The organism is Escherichia sp. 20412-1, from assembly GCF_003027595.1.
Taxonomy (GTDB): domain Bacteria; phylum Pseudomonadota; class Gammaproteobacteria; order Enterobacterales; family Enterobacteriaceae; genus Escherichia; species Escherichia marmotae.
Genome location: NZ_PYQM01000009.1, coordinates 90,119 through 107,950, shown reverse-complemented (window position 1 = coordinate 107,950; position 17,832 = coordinate 90,119). Strand labels below are relative to the sequence as shown.

Below are 17,832 nucleotides of genomic sequence, written 5' to 3'. Positions count from 1 at the left end.
CTTCTGCTTTATAAGCCCTTCAGCAACTTCTCAACAAACTCTGGCACGACCTGACTTGCCGGGCCGTAATATTTCTCGGCAAACTCATTGCCAACCTGGCTCGGTTCAAGGTTCAGTTCAACCGTATGCGCGCCATGCAGCTTCGCTTCGTGGACAAATCCTGCTGCCGGATAAACATGCCCGGACGTGCCAATAGCAATGAAAATATCCGCCATCGATAACGCCATATAGATTTCATCCATACCGAACGGCATTTCACCAAACCACACCACGTGTGGGCGCAGCGGTGCCGGAAACTGGCAGCAATGGCATTTATCTTCTGGCGTGACATCGCCCGTCCAGTCGAGCACCTGCCCGCTTTGCGTACAGCGTACTTTCAGCAATTCCCCATGCATATGAATCACATTGGTATTGCCCGCGCGTTCATGCAGGTTATCGATATTCTGCGTCACCAGCAAAAAGTGATCGCCCAGGGCGTCTTGCAGTTTTGCCAATGCAAGATGCGCAGCGTTAGGTTGAATTTCTGGCTGCTGTAGTTGACGGCGACGGGCGTTATAAAATGCCTGTACCAGTTCAGGATCGCGGTTAAAGCCTTCTGGCGTCGCGACATCTTCAACACGATGTTCTTCCCACAGGCCGTCTGCAGCGCGAAAGGTACGAATACCTGATTCCGCAGAAATGCCTGCCCCTGTCAGTACGAGTACTCTTGGTTTTTCCATTGCTTCCGGCACCACTTTATCTCTGAAAAAAATACGCTGACGCAAACGCTCGTGCAGGCGGCGTTTGTTTTTACGAAAACGACTTAACCGATGACCCCGACGCGACAGCATAGCAACCTCTATTGATTAATCGGTAAGATGTAAGAAGGCAGCTCCACGCATTCCTCCTGCATCCCCGTGACGCGCACGCTCAATGCGTGGGACACGAGCTACAGGTAAGAGATGACGAGGCAACCTGTCCGTTAGTTGCGTTGTGATTGCCGGGAAATTGGATAACCCGCCACCAATGACCAGCAAATCAGGGTCAATGATAGTCAGGATATTTCCCAGACAAACCGCTAATAAATCCAGATAACGCTCAACGTGCGCCCTTGCCTGCTCATCGCCTTGATCGTAAAGCGCAATAATCTCTGGAGCCTGCAACGGTTGATGATAATAATGTTGATACAGCCACGCAAAACCGCGACCAGAAAGATAATTCTCGATACAGCCATGCTGGCCACAACCGCAACGGCGTAACGGGAAATCCAGTCCCATCATGGTTAACGCATCGACCGGCAGACGCATATGCCCAAACTCGCCGGTAATATAGCGTTTTCCCGTCACCGGTTTACCGTTGAATACCAGCCCGCCACCAACGCCAGTACCAAGAATTAACCCCATCACCAACGGATATTGGGTAAATTCCTCATCCCAGGCTTCAGAAAGGACAAAACAGTTGGCATCGTTATTAAGGCGCACCTCGCGATCAAGACGTGCGCTCAGGTCGGCACGCAGCGGTTTACCGCTGGCAGCAGGAACATTGACGGCATACAAAGTGCCATCTTCCGTTTCCGGCATTCCAGGAATGCCAATGCCAACAGAACCTTTACAGCCAAAACGCAGGTCAGCTTCGGTCACCAACTCGCACACCGCATCTAAAAATGCGTCATAGCTGTCACGCGGCGTCGACACCCGCTTTTCCCATTGCAGTTGCCGATTGTTATCAAACACGCCAAGCGCAATTTTCGTCCCACCAATATCAAACCCGTAATACATTGCCACTCCTTGTTTTAATGTACTGCCTTACTGGCCGCTAAGGACTCGCGCAGGGTCAATATTACTGGCGCGCCGCGCCGGATACCAACTTGCCAAAAGACTCAGCAACAATGCTGTGACCAGTACGTAGAAGACGTCCAGCCAGTGTAATTCCGATGGCAGAAAGTCAATAAAATAGATGTCACTGGAGAGGAACTGATGACCGATCATACCTTCAATCCACTCAATAATCGGAGTAAGTTGCAGCGAAACCACCACGCCGATAACCACGCCACACAGGCTGCCAAACAGCCCCGCCAGTAGTCCATACCAGACGAAAATAGCGCGAATTAAACCGTCTTTAGCACCCAGCGTTCTCAATACTGCGATATCGCCGCTCTTGTCTTTCACCGCCATCACTAAGGTGGAGACGATGTTGAAACAGGCTACGCCAATCACCAGTACCATTGCCAGATACATAATGGCGCGGATCATCTGGATATCCCGATACATATAGCCGTAAGTACCGATCCAGCTCTTGATATAGACATAGCTGTTGGTCACTTCACCCGCATCGCGTACCAACTTGTTGGCGTTAAAAACATCCGTCATTTTAAGGGCAATACCTGACACACTGGAACCCATATCAAGATATTGTTGAGCGTCCGTCAGCGGGATCATGGCAAAACTGTGATCAAGTTGACCGCTTAGCTGCAAAATTCCGGTAATTTGCAAGCGCACACGTTTCGGCTGCATCAGCTTATGCTCAGGGTTTGAGTTCGGGATCATGATCGACACCCAATCGCCCTGCTTCACTTTCAACGCATCCGCCACGCCTTTGCCGATAATAATCTGCTGTTCACCGGCTTTAAAATTGTTCCAGGCATCTCCCTGGACAAACGATGGCAGCGCGCTCAGTCGCTGTTCCTGCTGTGGGTCAACACCTTTTACCTGCAGAGCGCGCAAATTTGCACCGCTCTCCACCAGCCCCGTGAAATTGATATATGGCGCAGCGGCGGCAATACCCGGCACTTTCTGCACTTTATCCAGTGCTTCTTGCCAGTTCGTCCACGGCTGATTCACCGCTTCAATTTCACCATGCGGCACCACTGCCAGAATGCGGTTGTTCAGTTCACGTTCGAAGCCGTTCATCGCACTTAAACCGACAATCAATACTGCCACGCCCAGGGCAATGCCAATGGTAGAAATAACGGAGATCAGCGACACCATGCCGCCGCGTCGCCGTCCGCGACTAAAACGCAAGCCAATTAATAACGATAAAGGCATCGCCATTACTCCGCCCCCATCAGGCTCAGTTCCGCCGTCAGACGACCATCACGCATTTCCAGTTGACGGCTCATACGTTTCGCCAGTTGCAGATCGTGAGTAACCACCAGAAAGGCAGTGCCCTGCAAGCGATTCAATTCTCCGAGCAACTGGAAGATGCTGTCAGCGTTACGCGCATCGAGGTTACCAGTAGGTTCATCCGCCAGCACCAGACGCGGGTTATTAACCAGCGCCCGGGCAATCGCCACACGCTGACGCTCACCGCCAGAAAGTTCTGACGGGCGGTGATTCGCCCGGTGCTCCAGCCCCACAGCTTTTAGCATTTCCAGCGCCCGACTGTTAATTTCAGCAGGCTTTTTCTTGCCAATCAGCAGCGGCATAGCGACGTTTTCCAGCGCGGTAAAGTCCGGCAGCAGGTGGTGGAACTGATAAATAAAGCCCAACTTCTGGTTGCGCAGTTCCGCTTTCGCCGCCGACGACAGTTTGCTCATCGGCTGACCGCTAAAAATCACATCACCGGAGGTTGGCGTATCCAGCCCGCCCAGTAAATGCAGCAAGGTACTTTTGCCAGAACCGGAGCTACCGACAATGGCCATCATTTCGCCTTCGCCCACGCTGAAACTGACATTGTGCAGCACGTCGGTTTGCACACTGCCTTCCTGATAGCGTTTGCACAGGTTGTCACATTGCAACAGGATCTTATTCATAACGTAAAGCCTCAGCGGGTTGAGTGGCGGCAGCGCGCCAGGAAGGGTAAAGCGTAGAAAGCAGCGCGATAGCCATCGCCACCAGCGCAATAACAATGACCTGTAAAGGTTCGATAGCGACCGGTAACGCCGCGCCATCAAGCAGGACGCCGATTATCGGCATCAGATTATTTAACTGGCTGGCAAGCAGTGCACCAAGCGCAGCGCCCAGGATCGCACCGATAACGCCAGCGCTGGCTCCTTGTACCATAAAGACCATCATGATTTGTCGTGGAGTTAAGCCTTGTGTCTGTAGGATCGCCACTTCGCCCTGCTTCTCCATTACCATCAGCCCCAGCGATGTAATAATGTTAAACGCTGCAACGGCGACAATCAGACTCAGCAGCAGGCCCATCATATTTTTTTCCATGCGCACGGCCTGGAACAACTCGCCTTTACGATCGCGCCAGTCCTGCCACTTGCTGCCTTCTGGCAGTTTTTGCTGGCTTAAAGAGTCGACTTTCAGCGGCTCATCCAGCCACAGACGCCAGCCGGTGATATTACCCGCCGGGTAACGCATCAGACGCGAGGCATCCTCAATATTCACCAGCATTTCATAGCCGTCGACTTCACTGTTGGCAGCAAAAGTGCCAATCACATTGAACAGACGCTGACTTGGAATACGCCCCATCGGCGTAAACTGGCTGGCAGACGGCACCATCACACGGATTTGATCGCCGCGATTGACACCTAACTGTGAGGCAAGTTGTTCACCGAGGATGACATTATATTTCCCCGGTTCGAGGTCGGCTTGCTTCACATTGACCAGATACGGGGTTAGCGGATCTTTTTGCGCCGGGTCGATACCCAGCATCACCCCGACCGCCACGCTGCGCGCGCTTTGCAGCACCACATCACCTGTAGTGAGAGGCGCAATACGATTTACGCCGTCAAGTTTGACCGCAGTCTCCGGGAGTTGTTGCGGGTTAAGGGAGCCATGCTCCGAAGAGAGAATTGCCTGTGGCATCAGGCCAAGGATGTTGTTTTGCAGTTCGCGCTCAAAACCGTTCATCACTGACAATACCGTGACCAGCGCCATCACCCCGAGGGTAATGCCGATGGTAGAAAGCCAGGAGACGAAACGACCGAAGCGATCCGCTGCACGCCCACGCATGTAACGCAGGCCAATAAATAGAGCGACAGGTTGGTACATGAAATCCGTCTGGTTGCTGTTAGCAAAGACACGAGTATATAAGCGAAAGCAGGATGGGTAAACGCCTGAACTGTAAGTGATCGTCAGGGCTAATCTGAAAAGTATCAGTAAATCAATCGGCTAAAGTGTCTCGTTTTCTCATCTGCCTTGTAACCTGATCTTTATCTGAAAAATAACCAAATACAGACAGATACGCATTACACCACGCCGCTCACCCCGCAGGATCAACGGCATGTTAAATTTTATGAGCGTGTTGTCCTGATGAAACAAAAAGAGCTATGGATTAATCAGATCAAAGGGTTATGTATTTGCCTGGTAGTGGTTTATCACTCGGTTGTTACCTTTTATCCGCATTTGACCACTTTCCAGCATCCGTTATCGGAAGTCTTGAGCAAATGCTGGATCTATTTCAATCTTTACCTTGCACCCTTTCGGATGCCGGTCTTTTTCTTTATATCCGGCTATTTGATTCGCCGCTACATCGACAGCGTGCCGTGGGGTAATTGTGTCGATAAACGCATCTGGAGCATCTTTTGGGTGCTGGCGCTTTGGGGCATTGTCCAGTGGCTGGCGTTGAGCGCGCTCAACCAATGGCTGGCACCAGAGCGCGATTTAAACAATACCGCCAATGCTGCTTATGCCGATTCCACCGGCGAGTTCCTGCATGGGATGGCCACCGCCAGCACCAGCTTGTGGTATCTGTATGCCTTAATCGTCTATTTCGTGGTGTGTAAAGCTTTTAACCGCCAGGCACTGCCGTTATTCGCCCTGTTTGTACTGATGAGCGTGGCTGTTAATTTCGTTCCCACACCGTGGTGGGGGATGAACAGTGTGATCCGCAATTTGCCTTATTACAGTCTTGGCGCATGGTTTGGCTCAACGTTGATGACCTACGTTAAAGAGGTGCCGCTACGTCGCCATCTGTTGATAGCAGTGCTGCTGGCTGTTCTGGCGATCGGAGCCTGGTTGTTGAACGTGTCGCTACTACTGTCGCTGGTGTCGATTGTGGTGATTATGAAGCTGTTTTATCAGTTCGAGCAGCGCTTCGGTCTGCGTTCCCTCAGCCTGTTGAATGTGATTGGTTCCAACACCATCGCCATCTACACCACCCATCGCATTCTGGTAGAGATATTCAGCTTAAGTCTGATTCCGCAAATAAACGCGGCGCGCTGGTCGCCGCCAATCGAACTGGCGCTCCTGCTGGTTTATCCCTTTGTCAGTTTGTTGATTTGCACACTGGCTGGCTTGCTGGTGCGAAAATTTTCACAACGCGCATTCAACGATCTGTTGTTCTCCCCGCCTTCTCTGCCTGCAACCAGTTACTCTCGCTAAGCCATCGCCCCAGCCGGGGCGATTCAATTTGCTAAACCATGTCGATTCCGGATAATGAACAGCATTGCTTATCAGAGATATGCCCCCATATGTTGAGGCATATCCTAACGAGACTCTGACAACTGTTATGCCTGAACAATATCGTTATACGCTGCCCGTCAAAGCGGGTGAGCAGCGTCTGCTGGGCGAGTTAACCGGAGCTGCCTGCGCGACGCTGGTAGCCGAAATTGCCGAACGTCACGCCGGACCGGTGGTGCTTATTGCACCAGATATGCAAAATGCCCTGCGTTTGCACGATGAAATCAGCCAGTTCACCGACCAGATGGTGATGAACCTGGCGGACTGGGAAACCCTCCCCTACGACAGTTTTTCGCCTCATCAGGACATTATCTCCTCGCGTCTTTCCACCCTCTACCAGTTACCATCAATGCAGCGTGGCGTACTGATTGTTCCGGTGAATACGCTTATGCAGCGCGTTTGCCCGCACAGTTTTCTCCACGGCCATGCGCTGGTAATGAAAAAAGGTCAGCGGTTATCGCGTGATGCATTGCGTACCCAACTGGACAGCGCCGGTTATCGCCATGTTGATCAGGTGATGGAGCACGGCGAATACGCCACGCGTGGTGCGTTGCTGGATCTTTTCCCAATGGGCAGCGAACTGCCTTATCGTCTTGATTTTTTTGATGATGAAATCGACAGCCTGCGGGTATTTGACGTCGACAGCCAGCGCACGCTGGAAGAAGTGGAAGCCATCAACCTGCTGCCCGCACATGAATTTCCGACCGATAAAGCGGCGATTGAGCTGTTCCGCAGTCAGTGGCGCGATACTTTTGAGGTGAAACGCGATCCGGAACATATTTACCAGCAAGTGAGTAAAGGCACGCTGCCTGCCGGGATCGAATACTGGCAGCCGCTGTTCTTCAGCGAACCGCTGCCGCCACTGTTCAGTTATTTCCCGGCCAATACGTTGCTGGTGAATACCGGCGATCTGGAAAACAGTGCCGAACGTTTCCAGGCTGATACGCTGGCGCGTTTTGAAAGTCGCGGCGTCGATCCGATGCGACCGCTATTGCCGCCACAATCGCTCTGGCTGCGAGTGGATGAACTTTTCTCGGCGTTAAAAAACTGGCCTCGCGTGCAGCTTAAAACCGAGCATTTACCGACGAAAGCAGCGAATGCCAATTTAGGTTTTCAGAAACTGCCAGACCTGGCCATTCAGGCGCAACAAAAAGCGCCGCTGGATGCGCTGCGTAAATTTCTCGAATCCTTCGATGGTCCGGTGGTGTTCTCGGTAGAAAGTGAAGGCCGCCGCGAAGCACTCGGGGAACTGCTCGCCCGAATCAAAATTACCCCGCAACGCATTATGCGTCTCGATGAGGCCAGCGAGCGTGGACGTTATCTGATGATCGGTGCTGCCGAACATGGTTTTATCGATACAGTACGTCATCTGGCGCTGATTTGTGAAAGCGATCTGCTCGGTGAACGTGTTGCCCGTCGTCGTCAGGACTCTCGTCGCGCCATCAACCCAGACACGCTGATCCGCAACCTCGCGGAGCTGCATATCGGCCAGCCAGTTGTTCACCTGGAACATGGCGTCGGGCGCTATGCCGGAATGACCACGCTGGAGGCTGGCGGCATTACGGGCGAGTATCTGATGCTCACCTACGCCAACGACGCCAAACTGTATGTTCCGGTGTCATCGCTGCACCTGATTAGCCGTTACGCCGGTGGCGCAGAAGAAAACGCTCCGCTGCATAAACTTGGCGGAGATGTGTGGTCACGGGCGCGGCAGAAAGCGGCGGAAAAAGTGCGTGATGTGGCAGCAGAACTGCTGGATATCTACGCCCAACGCGCTGCCAAAGAAGGCTTCGCGTTTAAACACGATCGCGAACAATATCAATTGTTCTGCGACAGCTTCCCGTTCGAAACCACGCCGGATCAGGCGCAGGCCATCAACGCAGTTCTTAGCGACATGTGTCGGCCACTGGCAATGGATCGTCTGGTGTGCGGTGACGTTGGCTTTGGTAAAACGGAAGTGGCGATGCGTGCCGCTTTCCTGGCGGTGGAAAACCACAAGCAGGTGGCAGTGCTGGTGCCAACCACCCTCCTCGCCCAACAACACTACGACAACTTCCGCGACCGTTTTGCTAACTGGCCGGTGCGCATCGAAATGATCTCCCGTTTCCGCAGCGCCAAAGAACAGGCGCAAATCCTTACGGAAGTGGCGGAAGGGAAAATCGATATTTTGATCGGCACGCACAAACTGCTGCAAAACGACGTCAAGTTTAAAGATTTGGGCTTGCTGATTGTCGATGAAGAACACCGCTTTGGTGTCCGTCATAAAGAACGCATTAAAGCGATGCGCGCGAACGTCGACATACTGACGCTCACCGCGACACCAATTCCGCGCACGCTGAACATGGCAATGAGTGGAATGCGCGATCTGTCAATTATCGCCACACCGCCCGCCCGTCGTCTGGCGGTCAAAACGTTTGTCCGCGAGTACGACAGCCTGGTCGTCCGGGAGGCCGTCCTGCGTGAAATTTTGCGTGGGGGACAGGTTTATTATCTCTACAATGACGTGGAAAACATCCAGAAAGCCGCCGAACGGCTGGCGGAACTGGTGCCAGAAGCACGAATTGCCATCGGTCACGGGCAGATGCGTGAGCGCGAACTGGAACGGGTGATGAATGATTTCCATCACCAGCGTTTCAACGTGCTGGTTTGTACCACAATTATCGAAACCGGGATCGACATTCCTACCGCCAACACCATTATCATTGAACGCGCGGATCATTTCGGTCTGGCGCAGTTGCACCAGTTGCGCGGTCGCGTCGGACGCTCACACCATCAGGCGTATGCGTGGCTGCTGACGCCACATCCGAAAGCGATGACTCCCGATGCGCAAAAACGTCTCGAGGCGATTGCGTCTCTGGAAGACCTTGGCGCGGGCTTTGCGCTGGCAACTCACGATCTGGAGATTCGCGGTGCGGGTGAACTGCTCGGTGAAGAACAAAGTGGTTCGATGGAAACCATCGGTTTCTCGCTGTATATGGAGTTGCTGGAAAACGCCGTTGATGCGCTGAAAGCCGGACGCGAGCCGTCGCTGGAAGATCTCACCAGCCAGCAAACGGAAGTCGAACTGCGAATGCCGTCGCTACTGCCGGACGATTTCATCCCTGACGTGAATACACGTCTGTCGTTCTATAAACGCATTGCCAGCGCCAAAACGGAAAATGAACTGGAAGAGATCAAAGTAGAGCTTATCGATCGCTTCGGCCTGCTGCCGGATCCGGCACGTACTCTGCTGGAGATTGCCCGCCTGCGCCAGCAAGCGCAGAAGCTGGGGATCCGGAAGCTGGAGGGGAATGAGAAAGGCGGCGTGATCGAATTTGCCGAGAAGAATCACGTGAATCCAGCCTGGTTGATTGGTTTGCTGCAAAAACAGCCGCAGCACTATCGTCTCGATGGCCCGACGCGCCTGAAGTTTATTCAGGATTTGAGCGAGCGGAAACAACGTATCGACTGGGTGCGCCAGTTTATGCGTGAGCTGGAAGAGAACGCCATCGCGTAGTAGTAAATCGGGGGGCGGTTATGCCCCCTTTAGACACAAAGCATAAACAAAATTTGCTACGCTTATCAGGCCTACCGTGTATTGCATTTGCAGGCGGATAAGGCGTTCACACCGCATCGGGCATGAACCAGCATCTCTCCTAATATTTACAAATTCTTTGCACTTCCCTGCACTACCCGACACTGCCACCATTCATAATTCATACTTATCTTTTTATTACAATAACCTTATATTTTTTATGGATTTTTGGTGATGATCAAAACGCGTTTTTCTCGCTGGCTGACGTATTTTACGTTCGCCGCAGCCGTAGCACTGGCGCTACCGGCAAAAGCCAATACCTGGCCGCTGCCGCCTGCGGGTAGTCGTCTGGTTGGTGAAAACAAATTTCATGTGGTGGAGAATGACGGTGGTTCGCTGGAAGCCATCGCCAAAAAATATAACGTCGGTTTCCTAGCGCTGTTACAGGCCAACCCTGGCGTTGATCCGTATGTACCACGAGCCGGAAGCGTGTTAACGATTCCGTTGCAAACGCTGCTGCCGGATGCGCCACGTGAAGGCATTGTGATCAATATTGCAGAGTTACGTCTCTATTATTATCCACCGGGTAAAAATTCGGTGACCGTATATCCGATCGGCATTGGCCAGTTAGGCGGAGACACATTGACGCCAACAATGGTAACTACCGTTTCGGACAAGCGAGCTAACCCAACATGGACACCTACCGCAAACATCCGCGCCCGTTATAAAGCCCAGGGCATCGAACTTCCGGCTGTTGTTCCGGCAGGACCGGATAATCCGATGGGTCATCATGCGATCCGTCTGGCGGCCTATGGCGGCGTTTATTTACTTCACGGTACAAACGCCGATTTCGGCATTGGTATGCGGGTAAGTTCCGGCTGTATTCGTCTGCGCGATGACGATATCAAAACACTTTTCAGCCTGGTCACCCCTGGCACCAAAGTGAACATTATCAACACACCGATTAAAGTCTCTGCCGAGCCAAATGGCGCACGCCTGGTAGAAGTGCATCAGCCTCTGTCAGAGAAGATTGATGACGATCCGCAATTGTTGCCGATTACGCTCAATAGTGCGATGCAGGCATTTAAAAATGCAGCGCAAACTGACGCCGAAGTAATGCAGCATGTGATGGATGTACGTTCAGGAATGCCGGTGGATGTACGCCGTCATCAAGTGAACCAACAAGCGTTGTAAATACCGGATAAAAAAATCCCCGCGGCACGGCATGTCGCGGGGAAAAAAAGCAGCAGTAGCGGGCATTAATGAGGGTTAATGCTTATTTATAAATTACTGCCGTTCCATGAAGGGTATTCGGGCCGGTTACTGAAGTAATACGGAAAGATTTTGCGCCCATCTCATCCGCTTTTTGTGCCAGTTGTTCTTCCAGCGATCCCAGATTTGTCCCCGCGTTAGCACTGATAGTACCCACTTTTTGTTGACCTTCTGGTGTTGCCTGAACTTCGACAGCCGCAAAGCTGGCAAATGACATGGAGCTTAAAATCGCCGCAGTGATGAGGGTTTTTACGTTTTTCATAATAGTGACCTTATGCAGATGAATGGCGTCGCAAGCAATTACTTAACGATCGATAACTAAATGATAGATGTGATCTGGATCACATACAAGATATTTTTTATAACATTCATTAATTAAATTAAAATTCTTTAAATTTCAGTTAAATAGAGAGCAATTATTTTTCTACTCTCTGGACTGGTGAACGGTGGTGATTATTTTTATAATAATCATTCATTCACAGCTACAAGGTATAACGGCATCATGGCAACTGACTCAGCACATTGTGTAAAAAAAAGCCGTGGCCGCCCCAAAATGTTCGACAGGGAAGCCGCGCTTGATAAGGCTATGAAACTGTTCTGGCTGCACGGTTATGAAGCAACTTCCCTTGCCGATCTCGTCGAAGCGACCGGAGCCAAAGCGCCGACGCTGTATGCGGAATTCACCAACAAAGAGGGATTATTCCGCGCCGTACTTGACCGCTATATCGACCGTTTTGCCGCAAAGCACGAAGCGCAATTGTTTTGTGAAGAGAAAAGCGTGGAGTCTGCACTGGCAGACTATTTCGCCGCCATCGCGAGCTGTTTTACCAGTAAAGACACCCCTGCAGGTTGCTTTATGATTAACAACTGCGCCACGCTCTCCCCGGACTCTGGAGATATCGCCCATACCGTAAAGTCACGCCACGCGATGCAGGAACGCACCTTGCAACAGTTTTTATGTCAACGCCAGGCTCGCGGGGAAATTCCTGCCCACTGTGACGTAACGCATCTTGCGGAATTTCTTAATTGTATAATTCAGGGGATGTCGATCAGTGCCCGGGAAGGCGCATCGCTGGAAAAACTAATGCAGATTTCGCGGACAACATTGCGCTTATGGCCAGCGCTGGTGAAATAAGACGCAAAAAAAGCCCCTCAGCCTGAGCGAATGAGGGGCTAAATTGCAGAGTACAGCTTTTTTATACTTTGTTATTCAGAACCAGTTGTCCGTTGTTATCCAATGGGATTTGTGTGCCCGGATCGCTACCCATGCGGATTTTGCCCTGCTGATCGCCAATCTTATAGGTCACGTCATATCCCAGCATTTTTTCTGACTTGTCATATACCGTTTTACAACGCTGTTGGGTGGTCGTGTAAGTATCGCTTTCCTGGAGAGAGCCCTGAATCTGATTACCGGCATACCCACCACCAAGCGCCCCCACAACGGTGGCAACATCTTTACCGCGCCCACCGCCAAACTGATGCCCTATAACCCCGCCCGCCACAGCGCCCAGAACCGAACCGGCGATGCGATTTTCATCCTGCACCGGTCGGCGGTGAGTCACCGTGACGTTGCGGCACTCCTGGCGCGGTGTTTTAACTGTTTCCTTGATTGGGATTGCAGAAACAACCTGAGCGTATTGCGGGCCACGTTCAAACACGTTCAGACTGGCTACTGCCGCTACGCCGAGCGCAGCCGCGACACCAATCCCGATACCCGCCAACATTGATTTATTCACGGGAACACCTCCTTCTTTGCAGTTATGCCAATCATGCAAGCGAAGAGGAAAAGCCGCTATCAGACAGAAGATGAAAAACGCGGGAATAGCAGGAAATACTGAATGATTCAGATGAGTCTGAAGGGATGCCTGATGCGACACTTAACGCGTCTTATCAGGCTCACAAATCGTCCTCTTCCTGTAAGGGCGGATGAGGCGTTCACACCACATCCGCCAGTACAAGCCAATTAATGCAGTTTCAGACGCGGACGGATCACGCGGTTAATGCTACCTACCAGCATCATCAGCCCCGTTTTAAAGTAGCCATGCAGCGCAATCTGATGCATGCGGTACAGAGAAACGTACACAAAACGCGCAATACGTCCTTCAATCATCATCGAACCTCGGGTCAGGTTACCCATCAGGCTACCAACGGTAGAGAAGTTCGACAGTGATACCAGCGAACCATGATCCTTATACTGATAATTTTTTAGTGGTTTACCGTTCATCTGCGCCAGAATATTGTTCATTGCGCAGGTAGCCATCTGATGTGCGGCCTGGGCGCGCGGCGGTACAAAGCCCCCTTCCGGACGCGGACACGACGCACAGTCGCCAATGGCATAAATGTCTGGATCGCGCGTGGTTTGCAGCGTCGGTTCCACCACCAGTTGGTTGATACGGTTGGTTTCCAGCCCACCAATATCTTTCAGAAAATCCGGCGCTTTAATTCCGGCAGCCCACACCATCAGATCGGCCTGAATATATTCGCCATCTTTAGTGTGCAAACCGCCTTCATCGGCACTGGTCACCATCGTTTGCGTCAGTACACGAACGCCCAGTTTCGTTAACTCACTGTGAGCCGCAGCAGAGATACGTGGCGGCAATGCTGGCAAAATTCGCTCGCCCGCTTCCACCAGCGTTACATTCAGGGCTTCGTTGGTCAGCCCTTTGTAACCGTAACTATGTAGTTGTTTCACCGCATTGTGCAGTTCGGCAGAGAGTTCCACGCCAGTAGCGCCGCCGCCGACAATCGCAATGTTCACTTTGCCATTGGCGCCCAAATTAGCAGAGTACTTCAGGAACAGATTCAGCATCTCCTGGTGGAAACGACGCGCCTGGTGCGGGTTATCGAGGAAAATGCAGTTCTCTTTTACACCCGGCGTATTGAAATCGTTGGAGGTGCTGCCCAATGCCATTACCAGCGTGTCATAGGCAATTTTGCGTTCAGGCACCAGCAGTTCGCCTTTTTCGTCGCGCAGTTCAGCAATGGTGATTGTTTTCGCTTCACGATCGATATCAACCACAGAACCCAACTGGAACTGGAAACCATGATTACGTGCATGGGCCAGATAGCTCAGCGCATCAACGCCTTCATCGAGCGATCCAGTCGCCACTTCGTGCAGCAGCGGTTTCCACAGATGGCTGTGGTTACGATCTACCAGCGTAATTTTGGCTTTTTTCTTGCGCCCCAACTTATGTCCAAGCTGTGTCGCCATTTCCAGCCCACCAGCACCGCCGCCGACAATCACAATCTTTTTCAATGGCGTAGTCAACGTGACCCCCCTTAAATTTATTAACCAATTGTTAATTAATGGTTATGATCATAGCCCTTAATTAACAGCAGGTTACAGTGATGAAAATGTTCTTCGCTATTGAGAATAACATGAATGGTGCATTGGTCATACCAAAATTGATGTGAATCAAGTTTTGTTGCTGAAAAGATAATCGGGTTTACCGGATGAGATCAAAAAACACAGTGCTTTGTTTATTGTTCAAGCAGCTTCGGGAGAGTGAAACAGGGTGAGGTGTTAGGCCTGATAAGATGCACATCAGACATTGGTGCACGGCTGTCGGATGCGGCGTGGACGCCTTATCCGACCTACAGAATCCGGGGCGCATCAGATAGCGGCAAGGTTACCTGATGCGACCGATGATAGCTTTTAACCGAGGGTTTTGAACGCTTTAATACGCTGCAAATGCGGGGAGATGTTTTTGAACTTGTGCGTCTGCTCTTCGTCCCAGACAATCTCGTAATAATGATGCAACTCTTCAGATGTCCGCTGGCTATTAAGCGCTTCATCGTGACGCGACAAGATCACCAGGCAACGATCGCGATTCTTCTCGCGGAAGTTGGTCACACACTTAGTAGCAATATCAGCGTACTCTTCCGGGCGATCAATCTTCCCTTCCATGTTTTCATAAGGGAACAGATTAGGGTTGAAGATCACCTGGCGGATATCACAGAGAAAACCAATCCGCTCCGCCCAGTAACCACCCAGCCCAACACCGCAAATTAACGGGCGCTCGTCAACATTCAGTTGCAGCATTTTGTCCACTTCTTTGAGCAGATGCTGCATATCGTGTTTCGGGTGCAGAGTGCTGTAGCTTATCAGCCGTACATCGGGATCAATAAACTGCAATTGTAAGACTTTTTCGTGGTTACCCGGACTGTTAGAGTCAAAACCGTGTAAATAGATAATCATCGCTTCCTCACATAAGCCAGGGTTAGTGACTTGCTTTCTCTTCCTGCCAGCGTTCATGTAACTGATTCAGACGGGCGCTGATCTCTTTCCAGCGAGCCAAGTCCATCAGTTCCTGTCGCGAAAATGAACCTTTATGATACAAACGTGTAACACGTTCTGCCTTGATCGGTGACAGATTATCTAACACGCTGACGGCCCCTTTACGATTATTGCAGACCAGGATCATATCGCAACCCGCATCCAGTGATGCCTGCCCACGTTCAGCATAACTGCCCATAATCGCTGCGCCTTCCATCGATAAATCGTCAGAGAAAATCACACCGTCAAAACCCAGTTCCTGACGTAAAACGGTCTTAAGCCAGTGGGGAGATCCGCTCGCCGGACGCGGATCAACATCACTGTAGATCACATGCGCAGGCATAACGGCGTCGAGTTTATTTTCGCGAATTAACGTGCTGAAGACTGACATATCTTTGGCACGAATTTCCGCTTGCGGACGCGGATCACACGGCGTCTCTTTATGTGAGTCAGCAGTTACTGCGCCGTGACCAGGAAAGTGTTTACCGGTGGTTTTCATTCCGGCTTCATGCATACCATCAATAAATCGGCTGGCGATTGCGAGGGCTTTTTCTGGATCAGCATGATAAGAACGCTCACCAATCGCCGCGCTGATATGCCCTACGTCCAGCACTGGCGCAAAGCTGATATCAATATCCATAGCGATCATTTCGCTGGCCATTAACCAACCCGCCTCTTGCGCCAGTTTGCCACCCTCTTCCATTCCCAGCAGTGCAGCGAATGATTGCGCCGCCGGTAAGCAGGTAAAACCCTCACGAAAACGCTGCACACGCCCACCTTCCTGATCCACCGCCACCACCAGGTGATTGCGCGAAGCTGCTCGGATCTGACGCACCAGTTCGCGTAACTGCTCTGGATCGTGATAGTTACGCGTAAAGAGAATCAGCCCTCCGACCAGCGGATGCGCGAGAATCTCACGCTCTTCCGCGTCCAGTTCGTAACCTTCAACATCCAACATTACTGGACCCACACTGCTCTCCTTATTGTTTTATTGATAGCTGCCGCCAGGTGTCATTGGCCAGCCTGATAAATTGTTGATCGCCGGTTTGTTGCCAGCGGTACTCAAACCACCCTGCTTTCAGCATCAGCAACCAGGGAAACCAGCGCCTGACCTGACGCCACAATTGCGCCGGATTAATCTTCGCCCGCACGGCATAATCATTAACCAACCGTCGGTGCTGGTCAGTATTTTCCACCCACACCGCCGCCAGTTCCAGCGCGATATCGCCATCACCGGCATACTCCCAGTCGATGAGTTTTAACCCTGACGCGCTATGCACCAGGTTTCCGGCATGAACATCCATATGCAACGGACTCAGGCGTAGTGGCTGTGGTTCCCGCGCTTTGCGCAGACGTTTCAACATTCGCAGCCACCCCGTTGTTCGCCGCGCAGGATCGCTTTGCTGCCAGTACAGTTCCAGTAGCGGCAACAACGTTACTCGCCAGCCAAAACGCGGTTGTTGATGCAAATAATACAGCAAGCCAGCCAGTTCGTCGGTATCTGGCAATTGCGTTTTTACCTCGCCGGGTAAATAGTCAACCACCATCCAGCCACGAAGATATAAATGCGGCTTTGGCGCAAGGTATGCAGGTAATTGTGATAACACCCGATACTGACGTAAAAACGCGGACTGCGACGCATCAGGATCGTGCGGCTGACGCACAACAAAACGCTGATCCTTATATTCAATGAGAAAACTCCCGCCGCTAAGCCCATGATTAAACGTCGCGACGGGATGATACTGCGGAAAATAGCGCGACAGTAATTCGTCGCGCGTGATGGGATTATTGCTGCTGAACGGCACCTTTACCTGACCAAATAATTTCGCCCGTCTGCACCAACATCAGTTGCATTTGTAGGGTCGGTGCATTGACGTTGCCAGAGGCACTGGAGTAAAGCACGTAATGAGCTCCGACATTGCGAGCAATGCCTATGGCTTTACTACGCGTGCCTAAGCTGTCCTGCGGCGACAAACCTAGCTGCTGCTTAGCCATAGAAAGCTGCTGGGCGGAAACAAGGGTAAATTTACCGTTATTGGCCAGCGCATTACGCAGCGTTTCAGTCGCTTCTCCGGTATTCAGCGAACCGTTAGTACGGTTGTTAACGCTATCAACCAGCAGAACGCTCCCCGCAGTCACGCCATCAGCCCCAAGCATCTTACTGACCATTGGTTGCATTGCGCCATTCCAGTCATAATGACGAATATGCGGTGCAGGAGGCGCGGTTTGATCTTCGTGCTCAATTGGCCCTGGCTGCTGCGGGATCGTCGGCACCGATGGCACCGTGGGTACTGGCTGTTGCGGCTCGGCAGGTTGCTCCGGCGCAGGTTTCACCTCTTCTACCGGTGCGGGTTCACGTGGCCCCACACACCCGGCGAGAAACATCGCCAGCGCGGTGATTAAGGCGTAGCGACTCATTTTTGTCATCAAGATTCACC

At 51.8% G+C, this 17,832-nt stretch carries 16 protein-coding genes; 4 read left to right on the top strand and 12 right to left on the bottom strand.

What is annotated here, in order from left to right; genetic code table 11:
- Positions 1 to 8: 8 nt before the first annotated feature.
- Genes cobB through lolC form a run of 5 tightly spaced genes read right to left on the bottom strand, consistent with a single transcriptional unit; the run spans position 9 to position 4,922 of the window.
- A complete protein-coding gene (cobB, locus tag C7B16_RS09150) occupies positions 9 to 830 on the bottom strand; it encodes a Sir2 family NAD+-dependent deacetylase (protein ID WP_016248601.1) in 822 nt (273 codons plus the stop codon).
- A gap of 15 nt (positions 831 to 845) precedes the next feature.
- A complete protein-coding gene (gene nagK, locus C7B16_RS09145) occupies positions 846 to 1,757 on the bottom strand; it encodes an N-acetylglucosamine kinase (RefSeq protein ID WP_107179591.1) in 912 nt (303 codons plus the stop codon).
- Positions 1,758 to 1,784: 27 nt separating this feature from the next.
- A complete protein-coding gene (gene lolE, locus C7B16_RS09140; RefSeq protein WP_107179590.1) occupies positions 1,785 to 3,029 on the bottom strand; it encodes a lipoprotein-releasing ABC transporter permease subunit LolE in 1,245 nt (414 codons plus the stop codon).
- Complete coding sequence (gene lolD, locus C7B16_RS09135) at positions 3,029 to 3,730, bottom strand: lipoprotein-releasing ABC transporter ATP-binding protein LolD (protein ID WP_001033706.1); 702 nt, start codon at positions 3,728 to 3,730, stop codon at positions 3,029 to 3,031. Before lolD ends, lolE begins: the two co-directional genes overlap by 1 nt.
- On the bottom strand, positions 3,723 to 4,922 hold the full coding sequence (lolC, locus tag C7B16_RS09130) for a lipoprotein-releasing ABC transporter permease subunit LolC (protein WP_000284703.1): 1,200 nt from the start codon (positions 4,920 to 4,922) through the stop codon (positions 3,723 to 3,725). Before lolC ends, lolD begins: the two co-directional genes overlap by 8 nt.
- A gap of 261 nt (positions 4,923 to 5,183) precedes the next feature.
- Here lolC and C7B16_RS09125 point away from each other — a divergent pair, with 261 nt between their 5' ends.
- The 3 genes from C7B16_RS09125 to ldtC all read left to right on the top strand — a co-directional run bounded on the left by C7B16_RS09125 (position 5,184) and on the right by ldtC (position 11,040).
- Complete coding sequence (locus C7B16_RS09125; RefSeq protein WP_000810305.1) at positions 5,184 to 6,254, top strand: acyltransferase family protein; 1,071 nt, start codon at positions 5,184 to 5,186, stop codon at positions 6,252 to 6,254.
- 127 nt (positions 6,255 to 6,381) lie between these two features.
- On the top strand, positions 6,382 to 9,828 hold the full coding sequence (gene mfd, locus C7B16_RS09120) for a transcription-repair coupling factor (RefSeq protein WP_107179589.1): 3,447 nt from the start codon (positions 6,382 to 6,384) through the stop codon (positions 9,826 to 9,828).
- A gap of 249 nt (positions 9,829 to 10,077) precedes the next feature.
- Entirely contained in the window at positions 10,078 to 11,040 is a 963-nt protein-coding gene (ldtC, locus tag C7B16_RS09115; RefSeq protein WP_105267724.1) for a L,D-transpeptidase LdtC, read from the top strand.
- Positions 11,041 to 11,122: 82 nt separating this feature from the next.
- Here ldtC and bhsA read toward each other — a convergent pair whose 3' ends face one another.
- The gene (gene bhsA / locus C7B16_RS09110) at positions 11,123 to 11,380 is read right to left on the bottom strand and encodes a multiple stress resistance protein BhsA (RefSeq protein ID WP_001516196.1); all 258 of its coding nucleotides are present in this window, start codon (positions 11,378 to 11,380) and stop codon (positions 11,123 to 11,125) included.
- A 240-nt stretch (positions 11,381 to 11,620) separates the two neighbouring features.
- Here bhsA and comR point away from each other — a divergent pair, with 240 nt between their 5' ends.
- On the top strand, positions 11,621 to 12,253 hold the full coding sequence (gene comR / locus C7B16_RS09105; RefSeq protein WP_000179798.1) for a TetR family copper-responsive transcriptional repressor ComR: 633 nt from the start codon (positions 11,621 to 11,623) through the stop codon (positions 12,251 to 12,253).
- Positions 12,254 to 12,314: 61 nt separating this feature from the next.
- On the opposite strand, the gene C7B16_RS09100 is transcribed toward comR, so the two are convergent.
- The 6 genes from C7B16_RS09100 to lpoB form a co-directional block, all read right to left on the bottom strand.
- On the bottom strand, positions 12,315 to 12,854 hold the full coding sequence (locus tag C7B16_RS09100; RefSeq protein WP_001516195.1) for a glycine zipper 2TM domain-containing protein: 540 nt from the start codon (positions 12,852 to 12,854) through the stop codon (positions 12,315 to 12,317).
- Between the two features lie 227 nt (positions 12,855 to 13,081).
- Positions 13,082 to 14,386, bottom strand: a complete 1,305-nt coding sequence (ndh, locus tag C7B16_RS09095; protein WP_001516194.1) for an NADH-quinone dehydrogenase — start codon at positions 14,384 to 14,386, stop codon at positions 13,082 to 13,084.
- 387 nt (positions 14,387 to 14,773) lie between these two features.
- Complete coding sequence (ycfP, locus tag C7B16_RS09090; protein WP_000587920.1) at positions 14,774 to 15,316, bottom strand: alpha/beta hydrolase YcfP; 543 nt, start codon at positions 15,314 to 15,316, stop codon at positions 14,774 to 14,776.
- A gap of 22 nt (positions 15,317 to 15,338) precedes the next feature.
- Complete coding sequence (gene nagZ / locus C7B16_RS09085) at positions 15,339 to 16,364, bottom strand: beta-N-acetylhexosaminidase (protein WP_107179588.1); 1,026 nt, start codon at positions 16,362 to 16,364, stop codon at positions 15,339 to 15,341.
- Positions 16,365 to 16,374: 10 nt separating this feature from the next.
- Complete coding sequence (gene thiK, locus C7B16_RS09080; RefSeq protein WP_001516193.1) at positions 16,375 to 17,199, bottom strand: thiamine kinase; 825 nt, start codon at positions 17,197 to 17,199, stop codon at positions 16,375 to 16,377.
- On the bottom strand, positions 17,180 to 17,821 hold the full coding sequence (lpoB, locus tag C7B16_RS09075; RefSeq protein ID WP_001516192.1) for a penicillin-binding protein activator LpoB: 642 nt from the start codon (positions 17,819 to 17,821) through the stop codon (positions 17,180 to 17,182). Before lpoB ends, thiK begins: the two co-directional genes overlap by 20 nt.
- Positions 17,822 to 17,832: the final 11 nt, after the last annotated feature.

Coding starts and splice junctions, on each gene's coding strand:
- cobB (WP_016248601.1), bottom strand. CDS start 830: ATGCTGTCGCGTCGGGGTCATCGGTTAAGTCGTTTTCGTAAAAACAAA.
- nagK (WP_107179591.1), bottom strand. CDS start 1,757: ATGTATTACGGGTTTGATATTGGTGGGACGAAAATTGCGCTTGGCGTG.
- lolE (WP_107179590.1), bottom strand. CDS start 3,029: ATGGCGATGCCTTTATCGTTATTAATTGGCTTGCGTTTTAGTCGCGGA.
- lolD (WP_001033706.1), bottom strand. CDS start 3,730: ATGAATAAGATCCTGTTGCAATGTGACAACCTGTGCAAACGCTATCAG.
- lolC (WP_000284703.1), bottom strand. CDS start 4,922: ATGTACCAACCTGTCGCTCTATTTATTGGCCTGCGTTACATGCGTGGG.
- C7B16_RS09125 (WP_000810305.1), top strand. CDS start 5,184: ATGAAACAAAAAGAGCTATGGATTAATCAGATCAAAGGGTTATGTATT.
- mfd (WP_107179589.1), top strand. CDS start 6,382: ATGCCTGAACAATATCGTTATACGCTGCCCGTCAAAGCGGGTGAGCAG.
- bhsA (WP_001516196.1), bottom strand. CDS start 11,380: ATGAAAAACGTAAAAACCCTCATCACTGCGGCGATTTTAAGCTCCATG.
- comR (WP_000179798.1), top strand. CDS start 11,621: ATGGCAACTGACTCAGCACATTGTGTAAAAAAAAGCCGTGGCCGCCCC.
- ycfP (WP_000587920.1), bottom strand. CDS start 15,316: ATGATTATCTATTTACACGGTTTTGACTCTAACAGTCCGGGTAACCAC.
- lpoB (WP_001516192.1), bottom strand. CDS start 17,821: ATGACAAAAATGAGTCGCTACGCCTTAATCACCGCGCTGGCGATGTTT.